This is a genomic window from Pontibacter chitinilyticus (assembly GCF_039748935.1).
GTDB classification, from domain to species: domain Bacteria; phylum Bacteroidota; class Bacteroidia; order Cytophagales; family Hymenobacteraceae; genus Pontibacter; species Pontibacter chitinilyticus.
Map to the genome: position 1 here is coordinate 161,912 of NZ_JBDIZJ010000006.1, position 26,521 is coordinate 188,432.

Annotated in this window: 19 protein-coding genes and 4 pseudogenes; 10 read left to right on the top strand and 13 right to left on the bottom strand. The window is 47.7% G+C overall.

Features of this window, described 5'->3' with window-relative positions:
• Positions 1 to 116: 116 nt before the first annotated feature.
• From ABDW72_RS11500 to ABDW72_RS11525, 6 genes and pseudogenes are all read right to left on the bottom strand, one after another.
• Positions 117 to 236 (bottom strand): annotated as a pseudogene (locus tag ABDW72_RS11500) (short-chain dehydrogenase); the annotation flags it as partial.
• Between the two features lie 300 nt (positions 237 to 536).
• On the bottom strand, positions 537 to 2,129 hold the full coding sequence (locus ABDW72_RS11505) for a glycoside hydrolase family 43 protein (protein WP_347158705.1): 1,593 nt from the start codon (positions 2,127 to 2,129) through the stop codon (positions 537 to 539).
• Between the two features lie 95 nt (positions 2,130 to 2,224).
• Complete coding sequence (locus tag ABDW72_RS11510; RefSeq protein ID WP_347158706.1) at positions 2,225 to 2,746, bottom strand: VOC family protein; 522 nt, start codon at positions 2,744 to 2,746, stop codon at positions 2,225 to 2,227.
• A 271-nt stretch (positions 2,747 to 3,017) separates the two neighbouring features.
• A pseudogene (locus ABDW72_RS11515) lies at positions 3,018 to 3,848 on the bottom strand (alpha/beta hydrolase); the annotation flags it as partial.
• A 72-nt stretch (positions 3,849 to 3,920) separates the two neighbouring features.
• Complete coding sequence (locus ABDW72_RS11520) at positions 3,921 to 5,045, bottom strand: alpha/beta hydrolase-fold protein (RefSeq protein WP_347158707.1); 1,125 nt, start codon at positions 5,043 to 5,045, stop codon at positions 3,921 to 3,923.
• Positions 5,046 to 5,121: 76 nt separating this feature from the next.
• Entirely contained in the window at positions 5,122 to 6,819 is a 1,698-nt protein-coding gene (locus ABDW72_RS11525) for a glycoside hydrolase family 43 protein (protein WP_347158708.1), read from the bottom strand.
• 408 nt (positions 6,820 to 7,227) lie between these two features.
• On the opposite strand from ABDW72_RS11525, the gene ABDW72_RS11530 reads away from it, so the two are divergent.
• Positions 7,228 to 7,515, top strand: coding sequence for a T9SS type A sorting domain-containing protein (locus ABDW72_RS11530; protein WP_347158709.1), 288 nt, complete (start codon positions 7,228 to 7,230; stop codon positions 7,513 to 7,515).
• A 212-nt stretch (positions 7,516 to 7,727) separates the two neighbouring features.
• Here ABDW72_RS11530 and ABDW72_RS11535 read toward each other — a convergent pair whose 3' ends face one another.
• The gene (locus ABDW72_RS11535; protein ID WP_347158710.1) at positions 7,728 to 8,759 is read right to left on the bottom strand and encodes a spore photoproduct lyase family protein; all 1,032 of its coding nucleotides are present in this window, start codon (positions 8,757 to 8,759) and stop codon (positions 7,728 to 7,730) included.
• Between the two features lie 447 nt (positions 8,760 to 9,206).
• Between ABDW72_RS11535 and ABDW72_RS11540 the strand changes: the two are divergent.
• Positions 9,207 to 9,779: pseudogene (locus ABDW72_RS11540) on the top strand (SPL family radical SAM protein).
• Positions 9,728 to 10,039 (top strand): spore photoproduct lyase family protein, encoded by a 312-nt coding sequence (locus tag ABDW72_RS11545; RefSeq protein WP_347158711.1) that lies wholly within the window; start codon positions 9,728 to 9,730, stop codon positions 10,037 to 10,039. Before ABDW72_RS11540 ends, ABDW72_RS11545 begins: the two are co-directional and overlap by 52 nt.
• Positions 10,040 to 11,101: 1,062 nt before the next feature.
• On the opposite strand, the gene ABDW72_RS11550 is transcribed toward ABDW72_RS11545, so the two are convergent.
• Complete coding sequence (locus tag ABDW72_RS11550) at positions 11,102 to 14,728, bottom strand: ABC transporter permease/M1 family aminopeptidase (protein ID WP_347158712.1); 3,627 nt, start codon at positions 14,726 to 14,728, stop codon at positions 11,102 to 11,104.
• On the bottom strand, positions 14,725 to 15,699 hold the full coding sequence (locus ABDW72_RS11555; protein ID WP_347158713.1) for an ABC transporter ATP-binding protein: 975 nt from the start codon (positions 15,697 to 15,699) through the stop codon (positions 14,725 to 14,727). The genes ABDW72_RS11550 and ABDW72_RS11555 overlap by 4 nt, the downstream gene beginning before the upstream one ends.
• A gap of 43 nt (positions 15,700 to 15,742) precedes the next feature.
• Between ABDW72_RS11555 and ABDW72_RS11560 the strand changes: the two genes are divergently transcribed.
• The 7 genes from ABDW72_RS11560 (at position 15,743) to ABDW72_RS11590 (ending at position 24,862) form a co-directional block, all read left to right on the top strand.
• Positions 15,743 to 16,990, top strand: coding sequence for a sensor histidine kinase (locus tag ABDW72_RS11560; RefSeq protein WP_347158714.1), 1,248 nt, complete (start codon positions 15,743 to 15,745; stop codon positions 16,988 to 16,990).
• Entirely contained in the window at positions 16,959 to 17,690 is a 732-nt protein-coding gene (locus ABDW72_RS11565; protein ID WP_347158715.1) for a LytR/AlgR family response regulator transcription factor, read from the top strand. The genes ABDW72_RS11560 and ABDW72_RS11565 overlap by 32 nt, the downstream gene beginning before the upstream one ends.
• A gap of 520 nt (positions 17,691 to 18,210) precedes the next feature.
• Positions 18,211 to 22,245, top strand: a complete 4,035-nt coding sequence (locus ABDW72_RS11570; protein ID WP_347158716.1) for an ATP-binding protein — start codon at positions 18,211 to 18,213, stop codon at positions 22,243 to 22,245.
• Between the two features lie 399 nt (positions 22,246 to 22,644).
• Positions 22,645 to 22,908 (top strand): hypothetical protein, encoded by a 264-nt coding sequence (locus tag ABDW72_RS11575; protein ID WP_347158717.1) that lies wholly within the window; start codon positions 22,645 to 22,647, stop codon positions 22,906 to 22,908.
• Positions 22,909 to 22,972: 64 nt separating this feature from the next.
• Positions 22,973 to 23,701 carry a hypothetical protein gene (locus ABDW72_RS11580; protein WP_347158718.1) on the top strand — a complete coding sequence of 243 codons (729 nt, stop codon included), beginning with the start codon at positions 22,973 to 22,975 and terminating at the stop codon, positions 23,699 to 23,701.
• A 93-nt stretch (positions 23,702 to 23,794) separates the two neighbouring features.
• Positions 23,795 to 24,220 (top strand): hypothetical protein, encoded by a 426-nt coding sequence (locus ABDW72_RS11585; protein ID WP_347158719.1) that lies wholly within the window; start codon positions 23,795 to 23,797, stop codon positions 24,218 to 24,220.
• 57 nt (positions 24,221 to 24,277) lie between these two features.
• Positions 24,278 to 24,862, top strand: coding sequence for a c-type cytochrome (locus ABDW72_RS11590; protein WP_347158720.1), 585 nt, complete (start codon positions 24,278 to 24,280; stop codon positions 24,860 to 24,862).
• Positions 24,863 to 24,995: 133 nt separating this feature from the next.
• On the opposite strand, the gene ABDW72_RS11595 is transcribed toward ABDW72_RS11590, so the two are convergent.
• From ABDW72_RS11595 to ABDW72_RS11605, 4 genes and pseudogenes are all read right to left on the bottom strand, one after another.
• Positions 24,996 to 25,163, bottom strand: coding sequence for a hypothetical protein (locus ABDW72_RS11595; protein WP_347158721.1), 168 nt, complete (start codon positions 25,161 to 25,163; stop codon positions 24,996 to 24,998).
• A 118-nt stretch (positions 25,164 to 25,281) separates the two neighbouring features.
• Positions 25,282 to 25,404: pseudogene (locus ABDW72_RS20370) on the bottom strand (DUF7009 family protein); the annotation flags it as partial.
• 12 nt (positions 25,405 to 25,416) lie between these two features.
• Positions 25,417 to 25,680, bottom strand: coding sequence for a hypothetical protein (locus ABDW72_RS11600; protein WP_347158722.1), 264 nt, complete (start codon positions 25,678 to 25,680; stop codon positions 25,417 to 25,419).
• Positions 25,668 to 26,390, bottom strand: a complete 723-nt coding sequence (locus tag ABDW72_RS11605) for a tellurite resistance/C4-dicarboxylate transporter family protein (RefSeq protein ID WP_347158723.1) — start codon at positions 26,388 to 26,390, stop codon at positions 25,668 to 25,670. Before ABDW72_RS11605 ends, ABDW72_RS11600 begins: the two co-directional genes overlap by 13 nt.
• Positions 26,391 to 26,521: the final 131 nt, after the last annotated feature.

The window sequence follows — 26,521 nt, forward strand, 5'->3', positions numbered from 1 at the left end:
ATCTTTCATGGTTGCTTTGGCTTTGGTTAACTCTGGCTTTGCTGCTGCACCATACTTTAATGTTTCTGGTGTAGTACATGTTAGTGTTCTCATATATGTTAAGGTTAATGGCTGCTTCAAGCATTTCCCATTGCCCTGTCCAGGTATAAAAAGCCACCGTCTACATGTATGAGTTGCTCGGTATGGCTGGAGCGCTTCGGGAGCAGGAAAGCGATGGTATTGGCGATTTCCTCCGCCCTCTTGCTAAAATGCCTGCAAAAAAGCCGTACCGTTTGCTTTACATCAACTATGCCCGATAATCCGGAAGAGCGCTAACTCAAAAGCTGGTAGACGTAACTAAAGGGCTTCTAACGAAAATATATTTTACAGTCATCAACTATAAAATATATTTATTTTGAAGGCATACTGCATGCTCAGAAGACTCCAAAAATTCTTCTCTGGCATTTTTCAAATTTTCAACCTGAGATTTTGTTCTTATAATCTCCTCCATGTATACTTGGTAGTGAAAATAATTTTGTACAGCTATGTAGTCCATTTTACTTTGGTGCCTGGCCTCTACTGGTGTTGGTAATCCGGTCACCAATGTGGAAATAGTCAAAGTCTACATAGCCGCCCGCCGTTTTAGTAGCGTAATTGAACAGCCCGAACCGATACCCCATAAAATGTGGCAGGGTGTACTCCATGTGCAGCTGTGAACCTATCTTCTTCCATGTTTTGCTATCAAGGCTATAATAAAAAGTAGCTATATCCCTGCGGTCGTGAAAGTCTCCTTCAGCTTTCAGGTATACCTTCTTTTGGTTGAGCGGCACACTCTCCGCTACAACCGGATTACCCGACTCGGCATTGACCATGACAATGGATTTAGCACCGTTTTCATATTTGACGCCCACGAGGCCATACTTTTGCTGCAGCAGGGCAAGACCGGCAAAATCGCCCGCCTTCATGTTCGATACATCGATAGCTGTTGAACCAGCGCTTTCCGGCCCAATTGTTCGCTGGGTTAGCGTGTTTCTGGCCTGCAGGAAGTCCTTGTCAATACGGCCGGTTTTCAGTCTCAGGTAGCCTTTCCGCTGGGAAACAGACCAAAGCGCATTGACAGGATTGTGGTTCCACTGCCATACCAGCGGCAGTGAGGGTTCCCCTTTTTTGCGTGTAAAATCGTCAGAGGCCACAATACCCGGAATCAAGCCTTTGCTTTCGGGAAGATTCAGTTCATCAGGCACTTTGCCATCCACACCCAATACAGGCCAGCCATCCTCCCATTTTACCGGAACCAGGTAGGGGATGCGGCCTACCGCTCCGTAATCGCGGAACAAGTATGCATACCAGTCTCCATCCGGTGTATCGATTAGTCCTCCCTGTGCCACGCCTTTATCCTGAAAGGCCACCCTGCCCTCGTAAGGGCCTGTTAGCTTATCCGCCCGGTGAACGATGACAGTACGTATGCCGCCTTTGGGCCAGGCGATGTTAAACAGGTAATACTTCCCATTCACCTTAAAAAGCTGAGACCCTTCGGCAGGCAGCCCTACATTGGGGCTGGCAGGTGCCGTTGCGTTTTCTATCAGCACGCTTTCCGTACCGGGCTTTATACCTGAAAAATCGTCCTTCAACTCTGCCATCTTTAGCTGTCCGCTACCCCAGATCATGTATACCTTTCCGTCATCACCGAAAAACAAAGTATGGTCATGCAGGGCCGGCTCAAAGGACTGCACTTTCCAGGGGCCATGTTCAATATCCTTGGTCGTATAAATGTAGGTTTTCCCGGTAGTCTGGGCGAAGGTGGTTACGTAGTAGGTGTTGTTATGATAACGCAGGCTGCTGGCCCAGGAGCCCTTGCCGTAGGCATTTTTCCCATTCGCCAAATTCAAAGCGGCCACATCACCCAGGGTATCATATGCATAATTCACGAGCTCCCAGTTCACCAGGTCCTTTGACTTCATGATGGGCAACCCAGGGCTCATATGCATGGTGGTACTGCTCATATAGTACGTGTCACCCACCCGGATCATAGCCATGTCGGGGACATCGGCATGAATGATGGGGTTTTGCGCGCCTTGCCCTCGCAAATTTAAAGCAGTGAACAGGCAAACGAGGGTAAGAAAAGCTGATTGCAAAAGCCTTTTTATCATTGGTGTTGTTCGCTTTCTTTAATGTAAGACCGCCGTAAAGAAATGTCGTTCTCTTTGTTGCAGCCTGACTGTGTTTAATGGTTTCAGGTGATGAATTATTCCATTGGCCCGATGAGTTCTATAAAAGTCCCGTCGGGATCCTGCACCAAAACAAAGTACGCGTCCTGGTTCAAAGGTATAGGCGTGCTTCCCAGGAAAGGAACGTGCATTTTCTTTAGTCTTTCGATTACTGGCTTTAGTGCATTTACATGAATGGTGATGTATTGTACACCTGTATCGTCCTGAATAAACTTTTGCTTAGGGTGAGAGGCTTTTTTGCCAAAGCTCATAAGCTTCCATTCATTAGCTTCAGGGCTATTCTCCAATTTCAGAATTGTTACAGAAACCGGAATGCCATTCGAAAGGCCGGAACGCTTTGAAAAAGCCTCTTCGATCTTAAAACTATCGGCCTTTACCATACCAATCCCATTCATATAAAAATTTAACGAACGATTCATATCAGACACCACCACGCCCATGCCGATTAGCTTGCTGCTAAAGTTGGATTGCGCCTGAGAAGCAAAAGTCATCAACACGGCGGCAAGCAGGAAAGAATTCTTTATTACAGATTTTCTCATGTAAGTTGATTTATAAAAGGTTAAAGAAGCTGTATAAGTAGTTAATTTCATTTTACCGGCCCTACTCGTTTGTCTGCTGCAGGGAATGAAGTGGCGGATGCAGCAGACCTGAACTCGTGAAAAAGCTTTTCATGAGCGAGAATAGCTGATACCAGGGGCTCTTTTTAGCGGGAACTCCTCAGTCTTTTGTTATTGGCTGTTATTCTTTGCACAGCTTGCCACCTGTGGGTTAACCCGAAAGACGGCTTATTCTGAACGCATGACCCTATCGTCTGAACAACAGTTGGGAAAACAGGTACAAGTCGTTTTTCCATACCTTGAAGTCGTGCCCTCCTGGCTCCACGAAAAAAACATGGGGAACGTCGTTGCTTTCCAGGTAATCATGTGTGCGTTTACTGAACCCCATGAGGCGATCCTCACTGCCGCAGGAAATCCAGAGCAACCGTAGTTTCTTTTTTGCTTCTTCCGGGTCAGGGAGCAATTTCTCCGGCTCCCTGGTATTCGGCGCAGCCGAGAAGCTTCCCACCCAGGCAAAGGTGCCCAGGTTGCCCAAGCCGAAATTCAAAGACTGGCCGCCTCCCATGGATAAACCGGCGATAGCACGGCTTTCCCGGTCTTTGCGGACAGGGTAGCTTTTTTCAATATAAGGGATAAGGTTCTTGAGCAGGTCTTTCTCAAAAGTAGCAAAGGCCTGCACCTTCACACTGTCAAAGACGTTTCCCGTTGCCCGGTCGTCTTTCATGGCCCGGCCGTTGGGCATGACCACAATCATGGGCTGAACTTTTTTCCGGGCATACAAATTATCTAGAATTACCTGGGGCTGGCCGCCTTTCAGCCATTCTTTTTCATCGCCGCCAATACCGTGTAACAGGTACAGCACCGGGTATTTTTTGCTTTTAGAAAAACCCGGAGGAGTGTATACTAACGCTCGGCGTGTGGTACCGACTGTTTTAGAGTCATAGGTGATGGTATCTATTTTACCGTGGGCAATATCAGGTTGTCTAACGTCAAAGCCCTTGGGGGCTTCTTTTTCAATACTCTGGGCTTTGGCCGCCACATGAAGCAGCATCAAGACTGCGAGCAATGTACATAACCGTTTCATAAAAAATCTTTAAGTGGGACAGTTGGAAAAATCAAGTATTGAGGCGCTAAAGCGTGGCTGGCATATGGTAAGTTAGTTCCTGAAGAGCAGTGGGGCAAACTCCCGGAGGCTTCGGCGCCAGGTTTGAAACTCGTGCGCGGTACCCTTCGAAACATATGAAACAGCATTGAAGCCGGCTGCTTTGAGGTCCGTAGCGGCTTTTCTTACCCTATCCGGATTTTCCTTGCCGCCGCAGCTGAGGAAAATGAGTTTCACTTTAGACTTGTCCTTGATTTCGTCCGAGGTATAAACGCCTCCGCTCATCAGCCCATAATAACCAAAAACGTCGGGCTTGTTAAGCGTGATCGTATGTGTTTCAAACCCACCCATCGACAGTCCAGCCATGGCACGATTGGATGGGTTGGCTAGCGTGCGGAAATTGGCGTCAATGTAAGGGATCAGTTCATCTATCAGCACGGTTTGAAAGGGCTCGATCTTGAAACTTTTTAAACCGCCCGGTGCGCCTGGCTTGATATCGTTGGTCATGCCGTAAGTCATCACGATGATAAAAGGCTTTGTCTTACCTTCGGCAATCATATTATCCATAATCAGATTGGCATGCCCTTGATTACTCCAGGCGGTTTCGTCCTCGCCCCAGCCATGCTGCAGATACAAGACAGGATATTTCGTTTTGGTGTTTTTCTCGTAGCCCGGTGGCGTGTAAACAAAGGCGCGGCGTGAGGTATTGGTGCTTTTGGAAGGGAACAGCACTTGCTGCACATGACCATGCGGCACATTTTTGAGCGCGTAAAAGTCTTGGTCGTGGGCAGGTATTTCGATACCACTTTCCCATCGGGTAGAACCATAATAATTTAGGGTGCCAGGGTCATCAAAGGTTCCGCCATCTACGGAAAGATGATAATAATGAAAACCTTCATCCATTGGCCCTGCCGTGGTGCCGGTAAAGAACCCGTCCGACGATTTAGTAAGCAACGTTCCCCCTTTTCCACCCAGGCTTACCCTGACGCTGTCGGCTTGTGGCGCCTCTATCCGAAACCGCGCATACCCCTGCGAGTTGACCTGCGGATATTCTTGTCTGGGCTGGTTTAAAACGGAAGGCTTAAAATCCTCCACTACAGCTGTCTGACTCGTTTGTGCTAACGCAATACTGCTGGTTAAAACGGCCGCAAACAGGGTTGCTAATAACTTCATTTTCATGAGCTTATACTTTAAGGTGAGAGATTTCAAATTTCATCAGTCAGGCAAGTATACTTGAAGAAGGATTTGCGCTTTGCTAAGGCCGTATGTCATTGGCAGAGGTGGCATATAAGCCGATCAGCGCACCGGTGAAACCGCCTGCCACGTTGGTAGAAAGAATATCTCCGGAGACTGTTCCACCGATATTTTTAAAGTCCTGATTACCGGTTGCATAATTAAACCTGTAATTGTCTCCCTGCGCCACCACCTGTAACTGCACAGGTTTATGGGCATCTATTTTTTCACTGCCTAAAATGGATGTTTCGCCTTTTTCGGTTTTGGCCAGTACCAGGTAGCTATCCTTTCCTTTTTTAGTGATACCTAACACGTAATTAAACTTTTCGCTCTGGTAACACGCAATCCCTGCCAAATCCTCTTCTGATTTCGGCACATAGTTTAGGTTAACGGTTGCAGTAAAAGCATTATGCTGCTGCCGTTGGAACAAAGCCGATATGGGCGCTACCTCTTTGATGCTTTTTGCAAAAGGCGTGATTTGCAAGCCTTTTTTGCTTGTGCTGATGAACTCCTCACGAGGGCCTCTCATTCCAATCCAACGGTAATCTAAAGTTTTAGCCGTAAAGTTATCGGTGAAGGTGAAGTTGCCGTTCGGGAAGAAACCGTTTTGACCAGTTTGGTTTTTTGCGCCGGCCGGGGTTTTTAACTTGGGCTTTAAAGGCACCAGCCCGTTTTGAAATACCGGGAACTCACCGCTCCAGTCTACCGGCAATAGAAAGGTTTCGCGCCCGGTGTTTACCCGGTCTTTTTCGTTGGGACGGATACCTAAAAACACAGCGTAATACTTACCGTCAGGACCTTCTGTTAAGTCCGCATGCCCGGTCCAATCCATTTTATTGGGCCTGTTCTTTGGGAAGTACCGTTGGGTAAGAATCGGGTTATTTTTAGCCGGCAGATAAGGGCCAGTTACACTGTCACTAACAAAAATCACTTCGCTGTGATTGTCGCCGGTACCGCCTTGGGCACACATCAGGTAGTAACGTCCGTTTTTCTTGTATATATGTGGGGCTTCAATCCAGATGGGTTTTTGCGAAATATCAGTGCCTCCATTCACAATAATTTTATCGGTGCCTGGCACTACTTGGTCGTTTTGAACGTCATACTCCCAGATCTTAATTACCCGATGCCCCTCGTACAGTGCTTTACCTTTTGGTGGCGCATCATTATGTACCACATAGGCTTTCCCGTTATCGTCGAAAAAAAGCGAGGGGTCAATGCCATCAAACTGAAGCTTTATCGGATCGCTCCATCCCTTTGCCGGATCTTTCGTCTTCACTACTATATTGCCCATACCTCCGGAAAACTGGGTGGTGATCATGTAAAAGGTGTCATTGTTCTTGTTATACTTAATATCAGGAGCATAAACGCCTGCCGATATGCCTGAATCCTGTACCTTTAACTGGGAAGGCCTGTCCAGCACGTGCCCGATTTGCTTCCAGTTCACTAAGTCATTGGAATGAAAAATCGGTACTCCCGGAAACATAGCAAAGGAAGAATTTACTAGGTAATAGTCATTTCCCTTGCGTGTGATGCTGGGGTCAGGATAGCATCCCTGCAGAATAGGTGTATAAAACTCGTCTGGCTGCAATGGGTTTTCCTTGTATATACGATCGTCGCCCTGATAACTAAACTGGGTGAAAACCGGAGCATCTTTTGATGGCTTCTTAGCCTCCTGCGCCCATGTATAAGAAGATACTAAAATAGTGATCAGGGACAGCATTAAATGTCGCTTCTGCAGCATAGACAGTTTAAATTTATGTTTTAGACAATGATTATAGTTATTGTTATTAAAGCACGGTAATAATTCACAACCTTTCGAACACGACCCCATTTACCGGTACCACCTAAGCCTGTATCAAAACACGTTCATTATTAATCATCCCGGTTCTTACATTGCATCTCTAGGAATCCGTATCCTCTACGGCTACTTGCAAAGGCGGCTAGGGATTACAGCTCTATTTAATTTAGTAAAAGTTAAGTTGCTATAGCTAAACCTATGAACCCTAGAAATCTGTAGCAATATCAAGTATAATTGTACGAAGTACACTTTTAAACTTAAGCAAAATTGTGCATATGTCAAATGATCAATTCTTAAAATTTACTGTATATCTGCCTGGCTGGTCTTTTCTTGAGCACTGCAGAAGCTGAAATTCTAGCGGCAGGACTTCAAGCCTATCCCACCATCTTCGCTGATCTTACGACGCATGCCTTTACCGCTGAGCAGGATACTGACAACTCCTTAGAACTCTACGATCTAAAAGGAGCGCTTGTCAGAAAAATAGCAATTGGCACGGCAAAGGCTAACCAACGCTATGGATACGAGTTAAGAGCAGAGGGGCTCGGGAAGAGACTTTACCTGGTGCGTCTTACCGCTGATACCGGAACGCAGACGATAAAGGTCATTGTCGAGAAGTAAAAGCTGAAATTCTGATTGCCCATGTTAAATATTCAAAGTCAGAGCTGATATTTTTATAATATGAAACTCCTCCAGAGCCACTAAATCAATGTAGATAAAGTTTGATAATTTACTCCTTCGGACTATAACAGCATAAAGGCCGTTCCATACAAAATGGAGCGGCCTTTATGCTGTTATCTCTTTTCCTTCGGTTATAGTAGTTAATTCTTATTTTAGAAAATATAGCGAATTGCGCACCACGGGATCACCTCCTGCTGCAGCTTTCTGAATTCGCTGATCCATTGCGCCTTTAGCTGGTGTTGGTACCGAACGTTGATGCCGCCAAACTGACTTTGCTTTGTCTCCTGAATAGCGGGTATCCAGATCAGCTCCTCCGCCTTCAGATTAATAGACAAGTTTAGCTCATGCTGCCACTGGTTGTGCGTCAGGAAAATTACCTCGCAATTCATCTGCTCCTTTAGCTTCGGGTGCACTACCTGGTTTAACTGCTCAAACAACTCCCTGTAATCCTCCAGCCAACCCTCGTACACTATAACCGGCGAAAAGTTTACATGCACCTCATACCCTGCGTGATAAAAATTGTTAATGGCAGCCAAGCGCTTAGTCAAGCTATCTGTGCGCACGTCCACCAATTTGCTCACTTTGTGCGGTAAAAGGCTGAAGCGAATACGGGTTTTTCCATGCGGGTCATACGTCAGCATCTCCTCGTTTACAAACTTGGTGGCGAAAGTAGCAAAAGCCTTGGGGTGTTCCCGAAAGAAATCAACCGCCGAATGTACGCTGTCAGAAATAGCAGCATCCACGGATGCATCAGAGTTGCAACCAATATCGTAAGTATAGTACTGCGCGTGCGTCTGGTTAGGCACTTTCGGCCACGCCTGCTTCTGCACGTGCTTGTCAACCGCCAGCAATATTTCCTCGGTGTTGGTAAAGAGAGTAATGGGATTTACCGCTTTGTTTCGGTCCACGTAGCAATAGGCGCAGGCTCCCAGGCAACCATTGGCTAGGCTGGATGCTATAAAATCGGAGCTGCGGCCACTCTCTCGGCACACCAATGTTTTCAGCCGCCCCAGCACCAGCACATCCGACTTTACCTGGTAGTGGTTGCCATCTAAAGCAGGTAACTTATTGTGCTGCTTGATCTCTATTGGAGCCGCATCCGGGTAACTTAACAACACCTCTTCCCCTCGCTCATTCAAGGCATCCGGAGTATAAAAAATGGTAGACGGGTTAAATTTCTGCATACCCTTTTATAACAGCCACACCACCTGCATGGTTTAGAAAAACCATATTTATAATCAACTGTTTATAACAACTTAAAACTTAACCTAGATCTCTAATGCTGAATCAAATAGGCATTGATTTTGTTTCTTTTATAGCACCTCTTATAGCTCTTTAGCAGGTAGATGCAGGAGTGCAATTCAACAGAAATAACAGCATAAAATATAGTATGGAAGTAGCTTTGAAGGAAGAGCCAAAAACTAAATTAACCCAAGCGAAGTCAAAGCTATGGATGCCGACGCAGGTGCTCATTATGCCCGCCGCTTTAGACTAGCCCTGGGGACAACAGATGTATGAGCGCGTAAAGGCTCTGGGGCTACCCGTGACGGCGTTAAAGCAAAACAGAATTGGGGCTACGTGGTGAAGATGAGCGGGAAACTTGCCGCAAGGCTAAAAGTACTTTGGCCATTGTGACAGCGCCAGCTAGTGCTCTGAAACTGCAGCCAATCCCGTCCTCCGCTGATTTCCAGTTTCACCTGGCAGAAGGCTGCCCCGCCCATTGCCAGTACTGCTACCTGGCAGGAAGCCTGTAAGGCCCTCCTGTGATAAGGGCTTTCGCGAATTTACCGGCTATTTTAAACAACCTGCCCAAGTATAAAAAGGCAGTACAAGTCACCACGTATGAAGCAAGCTGCTATACAGACCCACTGGGTATAGAGCACCTGACTGGAAGCCTCGCTGTGACAATCCGCTTCTTCGGAGAGCAGCAAAACATGCACTTGTGCTGGGTGTCTAAGTTCGATCGGGTAGATGGCTTGCTGCAGTTGCCACACAACAATAACACTCAGCCGCGGATAAGTATAAACACAGAATTTGTATCCAAGAGAATGGAGGGCGGCACCGCTTCCTTGCACGCGCGATTGGCAGCCATACGCAAACTAGCCCTGCCTAAATCCATGGGCGGAGGCGGTTATAAAGTGGTGCGCCCATTATGCCCCTACCTGACTGGGAAGAGCAGTACACGGACCTGCTGGATAGGTTAGAACATACGCTCGACTTTGACTGTGAGCTTACCTTTGAGCTGATTAGCCACCGTTTTACGCCAGGTTCCAAGGCCATCCTGCAGGAGTGGTACCCAAATACGCAGGTAGACTTCGACGAAAGCAGCCGCTCGCTAAAGTTTAATAAGTTTGGCGGCAGTAAGTATGTGTACCCGGCGCTCACCATGAAAACGCTCCGCAGCTTCTTTGAGGGTGAGTTGAAAAGGCGATTCCCTCATGCACCTATCCTGTACTGGACCTAAGTGGTAGCACATTTAAGGCAATGCTGACGCTTCTCCTCTAAATGTGCTCTCAGAACTACAAGATCCCTATGATTAAATTCGATAATTCATTTCTTTGATCTACAGCGTAAACAGCAAATAGTAATTTAGCATACATTATAAGATGCTTCTCTATTTTCAGCATAACAAAAAGTTTCTGCTTTGCTGTTATTCCTTTCGCTCTGCTTTCCATTATTTATTTGCGTTTCGCAGCTGCCCGCCTTTCTTTAGTTTTGCTCTGATTAGCTGCAGTTCATACATGTCTGCCAGTTCACGATGAGCATCGTCTCGTTTTCGAGCAGCAGGTGACTTTTAACTGTTCGACTTTGCGGTAAGTCTGCAGTGTGAACAATGAACTAAAATTGCGGGAGTATATCTAGCTGAATATTATAGATGAAGCCAAGGAGAAGATATTCGACACAAGTAGAACACTGAGCGAAGCTGGCTATGAGCTAAGTTTCAAATATCAATCGCATTTAAGCCACGCGTTCAAACAAGATGTAGGCCACACGCCAAACTAATACTGGGTTTCACTCAACTAATTTAAATTATCTTCAGAGATAGGGGTGAAGGCGCACTTTGAATATCGTCCTAATTAACAGCTATATCCGCATCATTATATTTTTCTCTATAAAGCAACCTCTAAGGCGGTAACTACTAGTATTTACTATACTGAAACTGGCGTTTTCTCTCTTCCAGATCAAGAGCTTTGATTTCTTCTGAACAACTTCGATGTCTTCTGTCTGTTTACCAGGTCATCATACATAAGATCATAAATCCTCGCCACATTGCCTGGAACATTCTGGTCGGGAGATAGCTTGAGGCTTTCCGCTCTCTATAGCTCATAACTACTTTCAACAACTGCTAACCTTTAGATTAGCGCTATATTATTTTCCCAATAGCTGTACGTTCTCTACCCTTCTGAGTCTCATCTATTCTAGTGCAGCCTAAATTCTGAAAAAAGACCAAAGCATGCTCTTCGCCTTGTTCCCTGCTGTATTATGCCAACAGATAGAGGCAAGGCTGCTACCTGGTTACTCCCTTTCACTTTGCTATCATTACCTTTTTGTAGTTGTCGTTGGTATTCCAGTCGATCAGGAGGTAGTTGGGATCAAGGACAGCCTGTGCTGGTTTAACTGGTACCGTTACCGTGATAGTCTGCTGTCCAGACATGAGGCGGTGTCTTTGAAGGTAAAGCTGTTTGCCTTTCTCCTGGCCCTCTTCTGCTGCTGCGAAAACTCCTAGCTCCACCCAATCCTGCATCGGCAGTTTTGTTTCTGTGCCGGCGCTGTCTACCACCAGCTTGTTCGCCTGCAGGTTAAACGTTACTTGCCAGGTACCTTCGGCTGTTTCATTAGCAGTTGCACCATTCATCTTCAGGTCCCAGAAGGTGTTCGCAGCAAATAAATCGTATAAAAAAGGCTGAAGGGAATCTGGAGTTACTGACTGCAGTTCTTGGTAAAGATCCAGCGAAGTGGGTAGTGGAAGTGTCCCTGGCCGGTGGTGCGCCAGCAAATTCCGGAGGGCTTCATTTAGCCTGTCACGTCCCATATACTGGCTGAGGGCGTACAGCGCCAAGGGACCTTTGCGGTAGTTTTGATACCAGTTATTAGCCTGCAACAGCGGTAAGGCGGCACGAGTGCGTGGGACCTCATTCTCCTCCCTCAGAAAGCTCAGCAGCCGATGTGTATAAGCAGGGCCGTAATTATCCTCCAGTACGCCCATGGCAGAATACCACGCTAAGCTTTCGGTAATCAGACCTGCTCCCTCTACATAGGCTTGTTTTAGCTGATTTCCCCACCACTGGTGCGCTATTTCATGCGCTACCACTGCCGAAACCAGATCGAAGCCCCGCTCATCGGCCTCCGGATTCATGAGGAAAAAGCCCTCCTCGGTAGTAATATTGATGGGCGAAGCGTGGTTGCCGAACCCGTACCCGGCATGGGCAACAAAGCGGATCTGACGGTGTGGGTAGGGGCCAAACTGTTTGGTATAGTAATTAAGCGATGCCTGAGCAGCACGGACCATACGCTTCGGATTCTCAGTTAGCCCAAGGGGATAGTAAATCTGAATAGAAACATCTTGCCCCTGACCAGCCTCCGGACTTTTCCATACTCCTTCCTGCACGGCGTAGGCTGCCGAGTAAAAGCCATATTCATTTCGCAATGGAGCATCTGTGGCATAATGAAAATATCGTCGGTTGCCTTCTGTCCAGGTCCTGCGCAGGGTACCCGGTGCTACCACTTGTTGGCCTGCATCCGTACCCACAACAGCGTCAAAGCTGATTTGCTCTGGAAACGGTGCATAGTTGCGGGCCTTCAGATTGTATAGCGAGGCGGTAGCGGGCCGTGGTGCCAAGCCATACTTCTTTCTGGCGCCGGCCTCGTCTAACTCCCGGTACGGCAGATAGCCAATCACTGGCAGCCACTCCAAATTCCGGAAGCTGGTACCATTGGCTAGTACCTGCGCATCTGCTCCACTGTTTGTAAAGCCATGTGTTTCATACAACACCTGAAAACGGAGCTGCAGCGAGTCGCCAGGCTGAAGGCGCTTCTCAAGGGCATAAATGCGGTGGCCATGCTCCTCGTCTACCAATACTTCCTTCGCTGGTCTATCAAAATGAACCGTACTTGTTTCCACGCCTCCTATTCCTAGATGTACCGAGTCAATGGCTGTCTTACTCTTATTCACCAGTACGTATGCGCCCTGGATTTCCACCCTACGCTGCTTTGGATAAATTTCTATCTGCAGCTTTACCCCGGTTAGTAAAGGCTGGGGTATGTTGCGGTACTTGCCATAGCGCTGCTCATAGGCCGCTCGCAGCGCCGCGGAAGTAGCAGCATTGGTATAGGTATTTAGTATGTTGGTGTTATAGAAAATATAGCCTCCAACAAGCAGAATGCCTGCAGCCACTGCCGTTGTAAAAAGGGCTGTGGTGCGCGTAAAGCGCTGACGTGCCAGTTGAAGGCGGAAGGCAAACCCTACCTCTCGGCCCCGCACCCAAAATAGCGCAACCACCACTCCCAGCAAAAGCGACCATGCAAGCCAGTAAAGCTTAAACCATACCCAAGGGCCAAGTGATGCGCCAAAACCAGCCATTTCAGTGTACGACCATTTAGGGCTTGCCGAGAAGATCAGTAATTTATGCTCAATACCCAGGCTGGAGGCAAAGGTGATAAACCCAAGCGCCAGCAGCGCCGCCAGGTGACCCACATATTTTTGATTAACCAATACGTGCACCACCAGCACCAGCATTGCAAAGAGCAGGCAATCGACCAACTGCAGCCCAAAAAGCACCTGCACGTATAGCCAAAGATCAAAATGCGTATAGCCCATTGCCGCCTGTCCCAGCATTCCGGCCACCATCAAAAAGACCAGCCACACGACAAGGACAAGGCTTATTGACAGGAACCGGCCTAAGAAAAGTATCCACTCCGGCACCGGGGCAGCGTTGATAATTTCGCTGAGCCCTGTTTCCCGTTCCCCCCAAACCAGCTCCCCGGCATAAAACATGGTGAGTAGCGCGATAATAATCCAGGCAAATTTTGGTTCCGTGAGAGGAGTCGCTATATAATTGAGAACAAAGTCTGTTCTGGGGAACAAAGGTACTTCTCTGGCATCTAAATTCTTGGTTATAAGCACCGTTACCAGTAAAGCCAGAATAGCCAGTACAATAAGACCAGCCTTACTTTTTGCTAGCTGCAGAAAAGCGTTCCAGGTAATCAGGCGTAATTGACGTAAATATGTGGCAGTGCCATAGCGTCCCTGCACCTGCGGCAGTGACGCTCCTGTTCCCCAATTCAGCCAAGGCAGGGCTGCTGTTTCTGTTTTGGTATCAGTAATTTTTTTCTGTGATTGACGTATTTCCGGTAAACTGAACCGAAAGCGAGCATAGGTAAGCGCCAGCATGCCCAGTGATACGATCAACCAGAGTACGCGACTTACCAGAAACGTCCCTTTCAATTCAACAAAACTAGTGTTCACTTCAATCGGGCTCCACTCCAGGGATAAATGGCTTAGAACGGGTGTAAAACCCATGGGATCTACCAGCGTGCCCCATTCCACTTGTCCCTTCGTAGCATCCAGCGCCTGGCCCACCAGATAAGCCACTATAAAGAGGCAAATGCCCCCCATAAAGCTGGCCATGGCTTTACGTGTAAGCGCCGCCATCGAAAACTGAATAGCGGTTGCAATAAAGGCATTAGGCAGCACCAGATAAAAATATGAACTGAGATACGCCCCAATGTTAAATGGGCCTAATACCTCTTTCTCTACCCCGGTGAAATACATGGAGATAAGGATGCCCGAAGGGATGGCCAGTAGAATAAGCACATTGAGCAGAAAGGCCGCCAAAAACCGTCCGCCTAAATAATGAGCTTTGCTGGTAGGAGCGGTGTAGGTGAGTGAAAACATGCACGTCTGCACATCTCTTGCAGCTGCATCTCCCGCGACTGCGCCACCCATCAACAGCCAAAATACACAACACAAGACGGTGACGGCCGCAATGATTATAGGCGCATTCAGCAGCATATACCCTTCGCGCGCATCAGACAAATAATTGCCTATAAGAATTGAGAAAGCTATTGCAAATACCACCATAAAGTACAGCCAGGTAGCTACCTGGCGAATCTGGTAATTGAATTCTAACTGAAATATCTTCTGAAATTTCATAGCTGTACCTCCGCTGCTTTAAGTGGCTGATTGGTATGGTCCAAGAAGCCCGTCATGGTGCTAAAGTAAACATCTTCCAGATCTGGCATGACCTCTTCAAACCCAGTCCCCGGGTCTTGCTGGCTATACACATGTACCAGGGTGCGGCCTCCAAGTAGCTTGGCAGAAATCACCTGGTGCTCCTGCGCCACTGCAGGCAGTTTGTTTTTATCAATCAGAATACGCCAAACCTTTCCTTGCAGGGCCTCCACTACCTGCTGCGGTTGTGCCTCCAGCAAAATTTTCCCTTTGTTGATGATGGCCAGGTTGGTACACAATTCCGAAACATCCTCCACAATGTGGGTGGAAAGTATCACCACACTGTTTTCCCCTAGTTTGCTCAGCAGGTTCAGGAAACGTACCCGTTCGGCAGGGTCCAGGCCAGCCGTGGGTTCGTCCACTATTAGCAGCTTTGGGTTTCCCATCAGCGCCACCGCTACGCCAAAGCGCTGCTTCATGCCCCCTGAGAAACCACCCAATTTCTGTTTGCGCTTGTCCCACAGGTTCGTTTGCCGGAGCAGCGCTTCAGTTACTTCTTTGCGTGCCGGGCGGTTAGTGATGCCTTTGAGCACGGCAAAATAATCGAGTAAATCTTCAGCACTCACTTTGGGATAAACTCCAAACTCCTGGGGCAGGTAGCCCAGCGTTTGGCGCACCTGCTCTTTCTGGTGCAGTACATCAATGCCACCTAGCTGAATACTGCCACTATCCGGTTCCTGCAGGGTTGCCAAAATGCGCATCAACGTAGACTTGCCAGCCCCATTTGGCCCCAGCAGGCCAAACATACCGGGTGGTATAGTGAGGCTTACATTGTCTAATGCCTGTACTGCAGCGGGCTGTTCCTTGACGCGAGATAGCCCCCATCGAGAGGTAGCAGTAGCATAGGTTTTGGAGACATTGTGAATAGAGAGGCAGAAGGGATGATTTTCCATAATTAGTGGTTTTAGCGTGTATGACCAGCATAAGCTGTAGCGTTTGAAGGACTTTTGGCTTAGTGCTGGAATAAAGGAAAACCTGTGGGTACTTAAAGCAAAAAGAGATATACAGTTAAAGGGAAGTAATCGACCAGTGGCGCCAATGCTTCCGCCAATGCACTGGCAGAAGCATTTAGCCTATTCGCAGATTGATGTAAGGCAACTGCCGAATAGGGTATGCGGCTATGGGTGGAAAAAATATCTTTGTTTTATGAATCGAATTAGAAAGGTCTTTACTCTAGTCCACATTGTTCTCTGGATCCTGTTTAGCCTGTTGATAGCCTTACAACTCAGCCAGGATATCACCTACTGGGAAAGGTTAACTGTGGGAGTTCTGCTGACAAGCCTGTATGTTTTTTATAGCCATTTCTTTCTCCTGACCCTATTTTTAGGAAAAAAGAAGAAGCGTGCTTATTTTCTCAGGCTGACAGGTATTGTGCTAACTGGCCCAGTACTCTATATCCTTTTACATTACAGAAGGCTGAATACCGTCGACCTTTTTTCAGAATATTATTTTATCTCCCTGATCTCCATCGTCCTTCCGTTTATCTTCTTAAGTTGGCTGGCAAGAATTACAGAAAATCTGGTACTTAATATGATCAGAAAAGAGCAGTTGGAGAAACAGGCAGTGGAGGCAGAACTGTATTACCTAAAGGCACAGATCAACCCACATTTTTTATTCAATACCTTAAATAATATCCACACGCTGGTTTACAAGCAGGCTGCTACTGCGCCAGAAGCGGTGCAACGCTTAGCATCCCTGATGCGCTACATGATTTATGAATCCAATGCCCATACTGTGCCGCTATCCAGGGAACTAGATTATTTACAGGATTATATAGCGTTACAACAGCTCCGGTATAAGCAGTCTCCTGTGGTGCACCTGGACACAGCAGGTGCTATCGCCTCCTGCAGCATTGCTCCTTTGCTGTTCATACACCTGCTGGAAAATGCCTACAAACACAGTCCCGCCCGCCTGGAACCGGGTGATGTAAGGGTTAAGGTTGAAGTGAAAGAAAATACCCTTACTTTCAGTATTCAGAATCCGGTTGAGCATCATCTGGACGATGTGCTGGAAGAGCCGGGTGGTGTTGGTTTGCCGAATGTGAAGAAGCGGCTGGCTTTGCTGTACCCGGAACAGCATCGTCTGGAGATCAACAACACAGGCGATGCATTTTCAGTCTTACTAACGATCCACGGTCTTCAGTTACAGCCTCATGAAAGAGAAACTCACCTGTTATATCATTGACGACGAGCACCTGGCACAGGAAATTATGGAGGAGTATGTGGCCCAGGTGCCCTTTCTGGAGCTGAAGGGTACTTATATGAGCCCGCTGGAAGCAGCAGCGCACCTAAAAGAAGATGCCCCTGACCTGCTCTTCCTGGACATTAACATGCCGGGCCTGAACGGGCTTAGCTTTATACCGATGCTGAACCCAAAGCCGATGATCATCCTGACAACAGCCTATGACCAGTATGCCCTGAAAGCATTTGACCTGGAAGTGAAAGATTATTTAGTAAAGCCTTTCACGTTTGAGCGGTTTTATAAAGGAGTGTTACGGCTTTACCAGGAACACAGCAGCCGGCAACTGCCAGCGCAGAAAGAAATCAAGCCTGCTGATGCACTCATCGCACCTAATTACATTTTCCTGAAGGTGGGCCACCAGATCCAAAAGCTCGCCGTGCAGGACATCCGCTACATAGAAGGCATGAAGGATTACCTTCGGATACATACCGCCCAAGCGAAGATCATGACGTTGCTGAACTTTACGAAATTAGAAGAACTTCTTCCCGCTGCTCAATTTGCCCGCGTGCACCGCTCCTACGTGGTTGCAGTAAACAAAATTGATCATATCGAGAAAAACAGGATCTGGATAGGCAATCAGGTGATTCCGATTAGTGATACTTACAGTGATAGCTTCTACAAAAAGTTAAAGGGACTAGCCTAAGCATTGTACATCTTCTCCTCGAAACTTCCTCACAAAAGGATAACAAAACTGGTAACATAAATTGTAATAAAGTGCATGGAGTGAGCAATAAGCTTGGCGCAGCCAGGGCTTAAGGCATTCTCAAAAGTATAGGCCTTTTCACTCGTGTATACGAGTTACCAATTTCCTCCGAAGGCTTTAAAGAGGAGGGGGTACTCTATAGTATTACGCAAGGGGTTATAGCCGATGCTCTTGTAATGCTTCTTCGGAAATATGTACGAAGTAAGTACTCTGGTAAAACAACGTGGTCCTTGCTATATTAGTGGTGTGCAGAAGCTATTCGAATCGCTTAAAAAGACTTTCTACCTATTTATATACTTTAATTATTTTGCTAAATTAATGCATGTATAATAGGTGGCAAATGTGGTCTATGAAGTCGTTGCTAGAATTTATGTGGAGGCTACCTCTTTTGCTAGTCTTCTTTCGGGATTTAGCACCTGAAAGTGCTTTTGCGCAGCCATTATCCCCGCAGCAAGCAAGGTTGATAGAAAAAGAAAGCGGCCTGCCTTTCATTCAGAATTTCAACCCCAAAGATTACCTTCACTTTACCAATAGCTTTGAGCACACGGCCATTCTTCAGGATAACAAAGGAAGAATGTTGATCGGGAGCCATGGGGGGATCCTGGTCTACAACGGCAATAACTGGCAGTTTATTAAAGTACCTGGCAGTAGCATCGTGTGGGCCTTAGATAAGGATGCAACAGGGCGCATTTATGTAGGTGCTTCGGATAACCTAGGCTACATAGCTGCCGACGAAAACGGCGAAATGCGCTTTGTTTCCCTGCTTCCCAAGCTTCCGAAAGATATGCTTCCACTGAGAGAGGTCTGGTCAGCCAGCGTAACGCCGGAAGGGGTATACTATAAAACAAACCAGTACCTGATGCGCTGGCAAAACAATCGGTTTAAAGTATGGAAGGCAGCAAATGCTTTTGGATTTATGAGCTGGATCAACGGCAAGCTATATGTGCAGCCATATCAGGATGGGCTGTTTGTGTTGCAGGGTGATAGGCTCCAGCTATTTTCAAAAGACAAATTCTTCTGGCAAAACAACATCAATTTTATACAGCCACTCCGCAACAATAAATGGCTGGTTGGCATCAACAACAGTTCCCTTTACATGTTCGACGGGCATGCTGTTACTCCTGTCAACAGCCCGGTGCAGGCTTACTTTAAAGAAAATTACCTTTTTAGCAGCAAGCGCTTAGCAGATGGAAACATAGCCTTTACGACGCTGAGAGGTGGTGTGGTGATCACGGATCAGGAGGCAAACATCCAAACTATCCTAAAGAAGGAAAGTGGTTTAGCAGGCAACACGGCTTACTTGTTGAGCACAGACAATCAGGGAGGGCTCTGGATCAGCATGGAGCAGGGGATAAGCCGGGTACAGACAACATCTCCTCTAACTTATTTTAATGAGCGGAATGGCTTGCAACGCCAGACGTACGCAATGGCTACGTACCAGGGCGAAATGTATGCGGGCACCACCGATGGCTTGTTCGTGCTCAAGGCCAGACCTACGCGGAGTCCTTCGGCCAACTTTAGCAAAGTACCAGGATTCAACTCCAGTGTATGGGCACTGCAGCCGTTTAATCAGTCCTTGCTCTTGGCAAGTGAAGCGGGCCTGCTGGAATATCGCCAGGGGAAGTTCATGCCTATACCAATCTCCGCTGCCCCCTGGAAAAATTATTGTAGGGACATTGAGCGTAGCAAGCTCGATTCTGCTGTTGTTTATGTCACTTCAGCGGGCTTGTATGCCTTCCGGCAGGTAGGCGAAAGATGGCAAAAAACACAGCTTTTACCAGAGCTAAAGGAGGATCTCTCACAGGTAATTGAATCACCAGATGGCGACTTATGGCTTCCTGTAAAATCCGGGGTGCTGCGGGTGCGTTTCCAACAAAAAGGAACGCCTGCCGCCTCAGAAGATTACTTACAACATGCCACCGCAGGCAAGTATGACTCCGCAAAAGGCCTCCCGTCAGGAGCGGTAAAGCTTTACCTGGTCGGCAAACAACTGTTGGCACAGGTCGGTGAAACCGATAGCCGCTTGTACCGCTATAACGAGCGTCGTGATAAATTTGAGCCGGCACCAAATTTTGCAGCGCAATTTGGCCTGGCAGCTGTAATGCTGTTCCCGGCGACAGAGTATAGCGGGACCAAGGCTATCTGGCTGTGGACAAAAGAAAACGGGGAGCAGAACTGGCAGTTGAAACGTGCCCAACAAAAGCCAGATGGAACCTATCAGGTACAAGCCTATCCGTTGAGTGGAACGACAACGCCACTTCGGAATTTTGCCTATCAGCAAGGGCAGGAAGCCTTCTGGTTTGGAGGGATCGATGGCCTGATCCGGTTAGACGAGCAGCGCTCCCCAGCTCAACCACAGCCTTTTTCTACCTTGCTGGAACGCATCGTATTACCCGCTGACTCGGTGCTGTACCCGCGAGCAGATACCCCTTTGCATTTATCTTATCAATATAATTCCCCGCGCTTTGAGGTAGCAGCCCCAAGTTACAATGGCGCCGAAGACAACTGGTTTCAGTTCTGGCTGCAGGGGTACGACCAAGGGTGGTCTGCCTGGACCAAAGAGCCATTCAAAGCCTATACTCAGATACCTGAAGGCACTTACAACCTGAGGGCAAGAAGTATAAATGCGCAGGGCCAGTTAGGGAAAGAGGCCATTTATACCTTTTCCATCCAGCCACCCTGGTACCGCACCTTCTGGATGTACTTGTTATATTTAATAGGCGCAGCCAGTGTGATCTATTTTCTCCTTCGCTGGCGTTTTGCAGCTTTGAAGGCGGAAAAAGTACAGCTCGAGCACACTGTTACATTGCGTACTGAAGAAATTGCTGCTAAAAATGAACAGCTGAGCTACCAGGCCGAGGCCCTGGCCGCCCAAGCAGAAAAGCTACAGGAGTTAGACCAACTAAAGTCCCGCTTTTTTGCCAATATCTCTCATGAGTTCAGAACGCCACTTACCATTATTCTGAATAACCTGCTCGATCGGATACCCTCTGTGGGGCAAAAACAGGAGCAAACGGCTGTTCCGGTAAGTATAGCAGATCTGAAAGTAATGTCACGAAATGCCACGCGGCTCCTGCAGCTTATCAACCAGCTTCTCGATCTTTCTAAAGTGGAGTCTGGACACATGGTTTTAGAAACGGCAGGCGGAGACCTTACCGCGTTGTTGCGCCTCGTCTATACTTCCTTTTCCTCGCTGGCCGAGCACAAACAGATTGAGTTTGCTAAACAACTCCCCGACACCCCGCTGCTGTGCGCGTACGATGCTGATAAAGTAGAGAAGGTCCTGTACAACCTGCTGTCTAATGCGTTTAAGTTTACGCCTGCACATGGCAAGGTACAGCTCAAAGCTTCCCTGCTTAATGATGCGCTTCCACCTATGGTCCGGATTGTGGTGGAGGATAATGGACCAGGCTTAGCCCCTGATCAACTAGAGCATGTGTTTGACCGGTTTTATCAGGGAGAGCAACATTATACAGATGCCCAAGGGACTGGCATCGGCCTGGCGCTTGCCAAAGAGCTGGTTGCCCTGTACCAAGGCCAGCTGTGGGTAGAAAGTGAACCGGGCAAAGGTGCCGCTTTTATCATGCAGCTCCCTTACATTCCTGTGTCAGCCATTGACGCACCAGCACATGCTGTTACAGCCACTCTACCAAGTATAGTAGCTATTCCGGAAGATCTGCCGCAGGAATTAGTGCCAGAGAACGCTGCTGGTTCTACTCCGAAGGAAGCTCCGCTCGTGCTGATCGTGGAGGACAGCAGCGACTTATGCCACTACATCCGCAGATCGCTGGAGGGGAAATACCGTGTATTGGAAAGCACGAATGGCGCAGAGGGGCTTGCTAAAGCGCTTGAAACCATACCGGACCTCATCATTTCGGATTGGATGATGCCTGAAATGGATGGCATCACCCTGTGCAGCCATTTGAAGGAAGATGTCCGCACCAGCCATATTCCGATTATCCTGTTAACGGCCCTGGCCACCGCAGATGCGAAGCTGACGGGTCTACAAACCGGGGCAGATGAATATCTAACAAAGCCTTTCGACTCCAGAGAGCTGCACAGCAGGATACAAAACCTGATCGCGAACCGCCGTAAACTTCGGGAACATTTCAGCAAGCAACTGCACCTGGAACCGACCAAGATGGTGGTCGCCTCGGTGGATGAGAAGTTTCTGCGCCAGGTGATGCAATTGGTTGACGAACGCATGGGCGACGCAGACTTCAGTGTCGATGAGTTTAGCAGGGAGATCGGCCTGAGCAGGGTGCACCTGCACCGGAAGTTAAAAGCCCTGACCGGCCAGTCGCCAAGCGATTTTGTGCGCGTAATGCGCCTCCAGCAGGCCGCACACCTGCTGGAGGCGCGTGCCGGCAACGTAGCAGAAATAGCCTATCAGGTTGGCTTCAACAACCTATCATACTTTTCCAAATGTTTCCGGGCACAATTTGGCGTGCTCCCTACCGAATATGCGGCACAGCAACCGGCTCCTTTAGCCTAAGTATCGCTTCTTCTGGGCGATGTTAGCGTTTGCTCCATCAAAACCTTTTTAGTCTTTTGCCATACTTCTAAAACGCTCGTCTCGCACGAGCCAGGTTCTCCTGTGTCACCTCCTAATCCATTTGGTAGCTTCCTGGAAAGCGCCTCCCTCTCGCTGCACTTATAGTACTCCTGTTACCACTGTGTTATACTATGTAACACCAATTATATTGCTCAACATCGCTTAAAACAGCTTTTTAAGCGATGTTACTTCCGTGTCAGCACTTGTAACGAGCGTGTTAGACACAGGTATGCCCGCTGCTGTACTTTTGCCATGTACCCTGACAGCTAACAAGATCACAAAGGGAAACAACAAACGCATACTATACAGAAGCTATACTACTATCAAATCAACAAGACTATGAATATCTCTTTCGGAAAGGCAACGCTCATCTCTGTTCTGCTACTAATATGTGCTGCAGGAATCGGGTTAAGTCAAAACTCTTTAAGAAATAATTCAGGGGCTCAGACAGACCTATTGCTCCATGCCAACAGTTTTAAAGGGCTTTACAACACCATCGTGATCTATGATGCTGTTGATAGTGCGGCTAATCAGGATACCAGCCGCAATGATCAGGAGGAAGCCCTGCATAAACTCCTGAAAGAAGTCAGCCTCTGTCAGTGAAGTTATACCTTTCTGATGCCCTTGAGACCAGAAACCAAATCATCCATTATAAACCAATAAAACTATGTCTACATTAAGTATCAGCACCGAAACAGTTACCGAAGCGTCGTTAACTGTTTCCTCCGCCAGATCATCCATATTAACAGACCGATTGGGCATGGCCAGCGGACTGGCCTTTGTGTTGCTCTGGCTCTATAGCGCCACGATTGTACCGGAGCCGCCTTATGAATTTGATAACCAGATACTGGCTGACTTTTACAAGCAGAACGTGGCCAGCTACCTAGTAGGGGCGCACCTGGTAGCTATCAGCTTTTTACTTTTCCTAATCTTTATCGGCACCTTGCATAGCCTGGTGCGGCGCCTGGATCAGGCGAGGAGTTGGTTGCCCAGCGTGCTCTTAGGGGCAGGTTTAATGACCGCCACGATGTTTATGGTAAGCCAGGCCAGCCTCGTTGCTACAGCACTGATGGCAAGCCGGGATGTGAGTCCTGATCTTGTGCGGGGCCTGGATGAAATTTCCCATAGCACGGCGCATTTGTTTGTCGCTCCTTTAGCATTATTCCTTATCACCACAGGAATCTGTATCCTCAGATTCGGCATCATGCCAAAGTGGATTAGTTTTCCCTGCTTGCTTCCGGGCATTACCCTTTTGATCACAACCGGTAGTTTCAATCACAAAGAAGTCCTGCATAAAATTGGTGCGCTTGCGCTCTTACTATTTATGCTGTCCATACTCATTATGAGCATAGCCCTGCTCTGGAGATCGAGAAAGACTAATGGAAGCGAAGTATGACATTCCACAGCAGTATCTACAGGCGCTCCCACCTTGTAGTGCTGATAGATTTCTGATTATGAACACAATCAATTCATTTTAACAAAATAAACAATGAAATTAAAAGCACTTTTTTCGAGATGGACACAAATTGCCAGCCTCCTTTTAGTGGGAGGTGCTATTGCCTGGATACTGAAACTCTGTGTCATTATTTCCACTAATGGCCGGATCATCAATACCGGTGCAGCCGCTGTGCTGATGACGACAGGCCTGTTGTTGTTTATTGTGGGCTCAACAGGTATAGGGTTTCAGCTTAGCCGAAACCGCTCCCTTCTTTTGCGGATCATTGCTATTCTTCTTTCTCCTGTTGCCGTTTTTAGCTCTTTTCTGCTGATTGGCAGGCTGGTAAATCCTTTATTTAATAACAGTAGCATCTGGTATGCGCAGCAGGAGGCCGGAATTGGAGGTATAGCAATTGTTTACCTGCTTGTCGGATCTATCCTTTACAAAGTTACCCGCGCGGTCGCTCAGCAGCGGTAAATTTCTTTGAATTCATACAGCCTTTCATTTTCATCATTACTACAAAATCTGCTCATTATGCTTCGTAAAATTTTAAAATGGACCGGCATCTTTATAGTATGCCTTGTTGCAGGAGTCTCTGTTGCCACTATGGCGCGCCAGCACCTTACCTACAATGCTCCTTATCCTAACATTAAAGCAACTGCCGATGTTGCTGTCATAGAGCGAGGGAAAGAGATCACAATGGTCACAAGGGGATGCGTGCACTGCCACAGCCCGGAGGAAGATGTGAATTCGTTGCTGCAGAAAGGGGAGGAGCCTTCGCTGGAGGGAGCAAAAAGGGTGGAGACACCCTTCGGAATATTTTTTATACCCAACATTACCCCCGATGCGAAAACAGGTATCGGAAGTATGACAGACGCAGAAATCGCCCGCGTACTTCGCTATGGTATAAAAAAGAACGGAGAAGCGGTGCTGCCTTTTATGCAGGGGCAGGACATGAGCGACGAAGACATGACTGCTGTGATCTCGTACCTGCGCTCCATTAAGCCAGTTCAAAACAAAGTGCCAGAAAATGAATTCAACCTGGTGGGAAGATTTGCAAAAGCTTTCGTGCTAAAACCTTCTATTCCGCAGGATACTAGGGCTGTTGCCAGTAAATAGTTGCCAGTAAATAAAGGCGGCTTATACCTACAGCCTGCGTAAATGCTTACTTTTCAAGTGTTACGCAGGCTGTAGGTGTATAGAAGGGCATCAGGCGAGAAATGTTGACGCTCTGATGAAGAAAAAGACAACTTTACTCTTCTATTGTAGGTGTCTTATCTATTCCTTCACCTTTACCAGATGAATTGCGTTTGGCTTTTCTTGCCGCAGCTTTAAGTGACTCCTGATGCTCTTTCCTTTCCTTGAATTCTTTTTGGCGCTGCTTCCTCTGCTGGTCACTTGCTCTGGTGCTGGTACTCATAGGCTGATTTAGTTTAGTAGAGATTAATAACGGGATTACTATACACTTCTTACCGGATTAACTATAAAAGTAGAAAAACCGTCAAGGTGGCAGTGGGAGAGTAGTCGCACTGCTGCTTTTAGCAGATGGCCTTGGGGTTAGGATACGCTCCGACGTTGTCTTCTTCGGGACTGTCGAGGCACACGAAGTCTTTTTCTACAAGTACTTCTATTACCTGCCCTTTACCGGTGTCAATCTTGCCATCAAAGCCTACCTAGTCCGTACCCGTCCACTTATCAGCCATCGGACGCGGTACCCGGATAGTGGTAGTGTTCGCTTCGAAACTAATGCTCAGTTGCGGTTCTTCCGTGGTTTCAGCCATACTCCAAAACTTCGGGGTATAGGTTAAAGGCACCTTCTTAATCAGGTACTTCCATACTTCCAGCAGCAGCACAACAGGTATCCGCCACGTGGCGGTGGCCCAGGCAAGCATACTAAGTCCTTTTACAAAGGGCACCAGGTCTGCTAACGCTGCCACTCCTGTAAGCTGCTGCACCAGCGTTGCCCCCGCCAGCGTGGTGATGCTGACCACCCCCATGCTAATCCAATACGGAGGCGCCAGGTCTTTAGCTTTACCTGAAAGAAGGTGAGCCGATAGAAGATGAGCTTGATCAAAACCAGGTACAGCACAATGCCCAGCAGGAAGGCCAGCAATGTAACGAACAGCACTTGCTCCGGGGCAAAAAGCAGTTGCTTTGCCAGTGTCGTGCCCAGCACCGCCAGCGATTCTGTAGCCACCACCAGTAGCAGCCATACGCCATCTATTCCTTTGTCCAGCGATGGTTTATCGCACTCGGTGGTGATGATCAGGAAAAAAGCATAGATCAGCACCAGCCACATTACAAAGGCAAACCAAAACTGGCCGCTTGCGATACCATAGTTGTGCTTTAACTGCGCATACTGGGTACCTAAAATGCTAGAGGCCGCCACCACCGAAAAGAAGCCTGCTCCCTTTTTAAAAGAGGAAAGGTCGGCAAGAAAGTATGGGTAGTAAAACAGCAGGCGGCAAAGCAACAGCGCCAGCAGCAGGGCAGAGGCAAAATTGTTTACCCAAAACAGCACATCGTTCACCGCTTTGAAGCCAAACAAACTGGTTCCGATCGAGACAATACCAGTCGCCATCACTAATGCAAAATAGGCAGGAAACCATCCTTTTACTTCGTTTTTAATTTTAGAAAATATCCCCACCGTTCCTTCTTAGTTCAACTGCGCACATTGCTTTTTGCGCATGGGGTAGTTTACGCTCGATAAAAAGCCAAAGCTAACTCTTGGCTGCAGTTTCTGTTAAGGAAGTATGATACGACAAAAGCTCTTTGCTG

Coding starts and splice junctions, on each gene's coding strand:
- ABDW72_RS11505 (WP_347158705.1), bottom strand. CDS start 2,129: ATGATAAAAAGGCTTTTGCAATCAGCTTTTCTTACCCTCGTTTGCCTG.
- ABDW72_RS11510 (WP_347158706.1), bottom strand. CDS start 2,746: ATGAGAAAATCTGTAATAAAGAATTCTTTCCTGCTTGCCGCCGTGTTG.
- ABDW72_RS11520 (WP_347158707.1), bottom strand. CDS start 5,045: ATGAAAATGAAGTTATTAGCAACCCTGTTTGCGGCCGTTTTAACCAGC.
- ABDW72_RS11525 (WP_347158708.1), bottom strand. CDS start 6,819: ATGCTGTCCCTGATCACTATTTTAGTATCTTCTTATACATGGGCGCAG.
- ABDW72_RS11535 (WP_347158710.1), bottom strand. CDS start 8,759: ATGCAGAAATTTAACCCGTCTACCATTTTTTATACTCCGGATGCCTTG.
- ABDW72_RS11545 (WP_347158711.1), top strand. CDS start 9,728: ATGCCCCTACCTGACTGGGAAGAGCAGTACACGGACCTGCTGGATAGG.
- ABDW72_RS11550 (WP_347158712.1), bottom strand. CDS start 14,728: ATGAAATTTCAGAAGATATTTCAGTTAGAATTCAATTACCAGATTCGC.
- ABDW72_RS11555 (WP_347158713.1), bottom strand. CDS start 15,699: ATGGAAAATCATCCCTTCTGCCTCTCTATTCACAATGTCTCCAAAACC.
- ABDW72_RS11565 (WP_347158715.1), top strand. CDS start 16,959: ATGAAAGAGAAACTCACCTGTTATATCATTGACGACGAGCACCTGGCA.
- ABDW72_RS11575 (WP_347158717.1), top strand. CDS start 22,645: ATGAATATCTCTTTCGGAAAGGCAACGCTCATCTCTGTTCTGCTACTA.
- ABDW72_RS11580 (WP_347158718.1), top strand. CDS start 22,973: ATGTCTACATTAAGTATCAGCACCGAAACAGTTACCGAAGCGTCGTTA.
- ABDW72_RS11585 (WP_347158719.1), top strand. CDS start 23,795: ATGAAATTAAAAGCACTTTTTTCGAGATGGACACAAATTGCCAGCCTC.
- ABDW72_RS11590 (WP_347158720.1), top strand. CDS start 24,278: ATGCTTCGTAAAATTTTAAAATGGACCGGCATCTTTATAGTATGCCTT.
- ABDW72_RS11595 (WP_347158721.1), bottom strand. CDS start 25,163: ATGAGTACCAGCACCAGAGCAAGTGACCAGCAGAGGAAGCAGCGCCAA.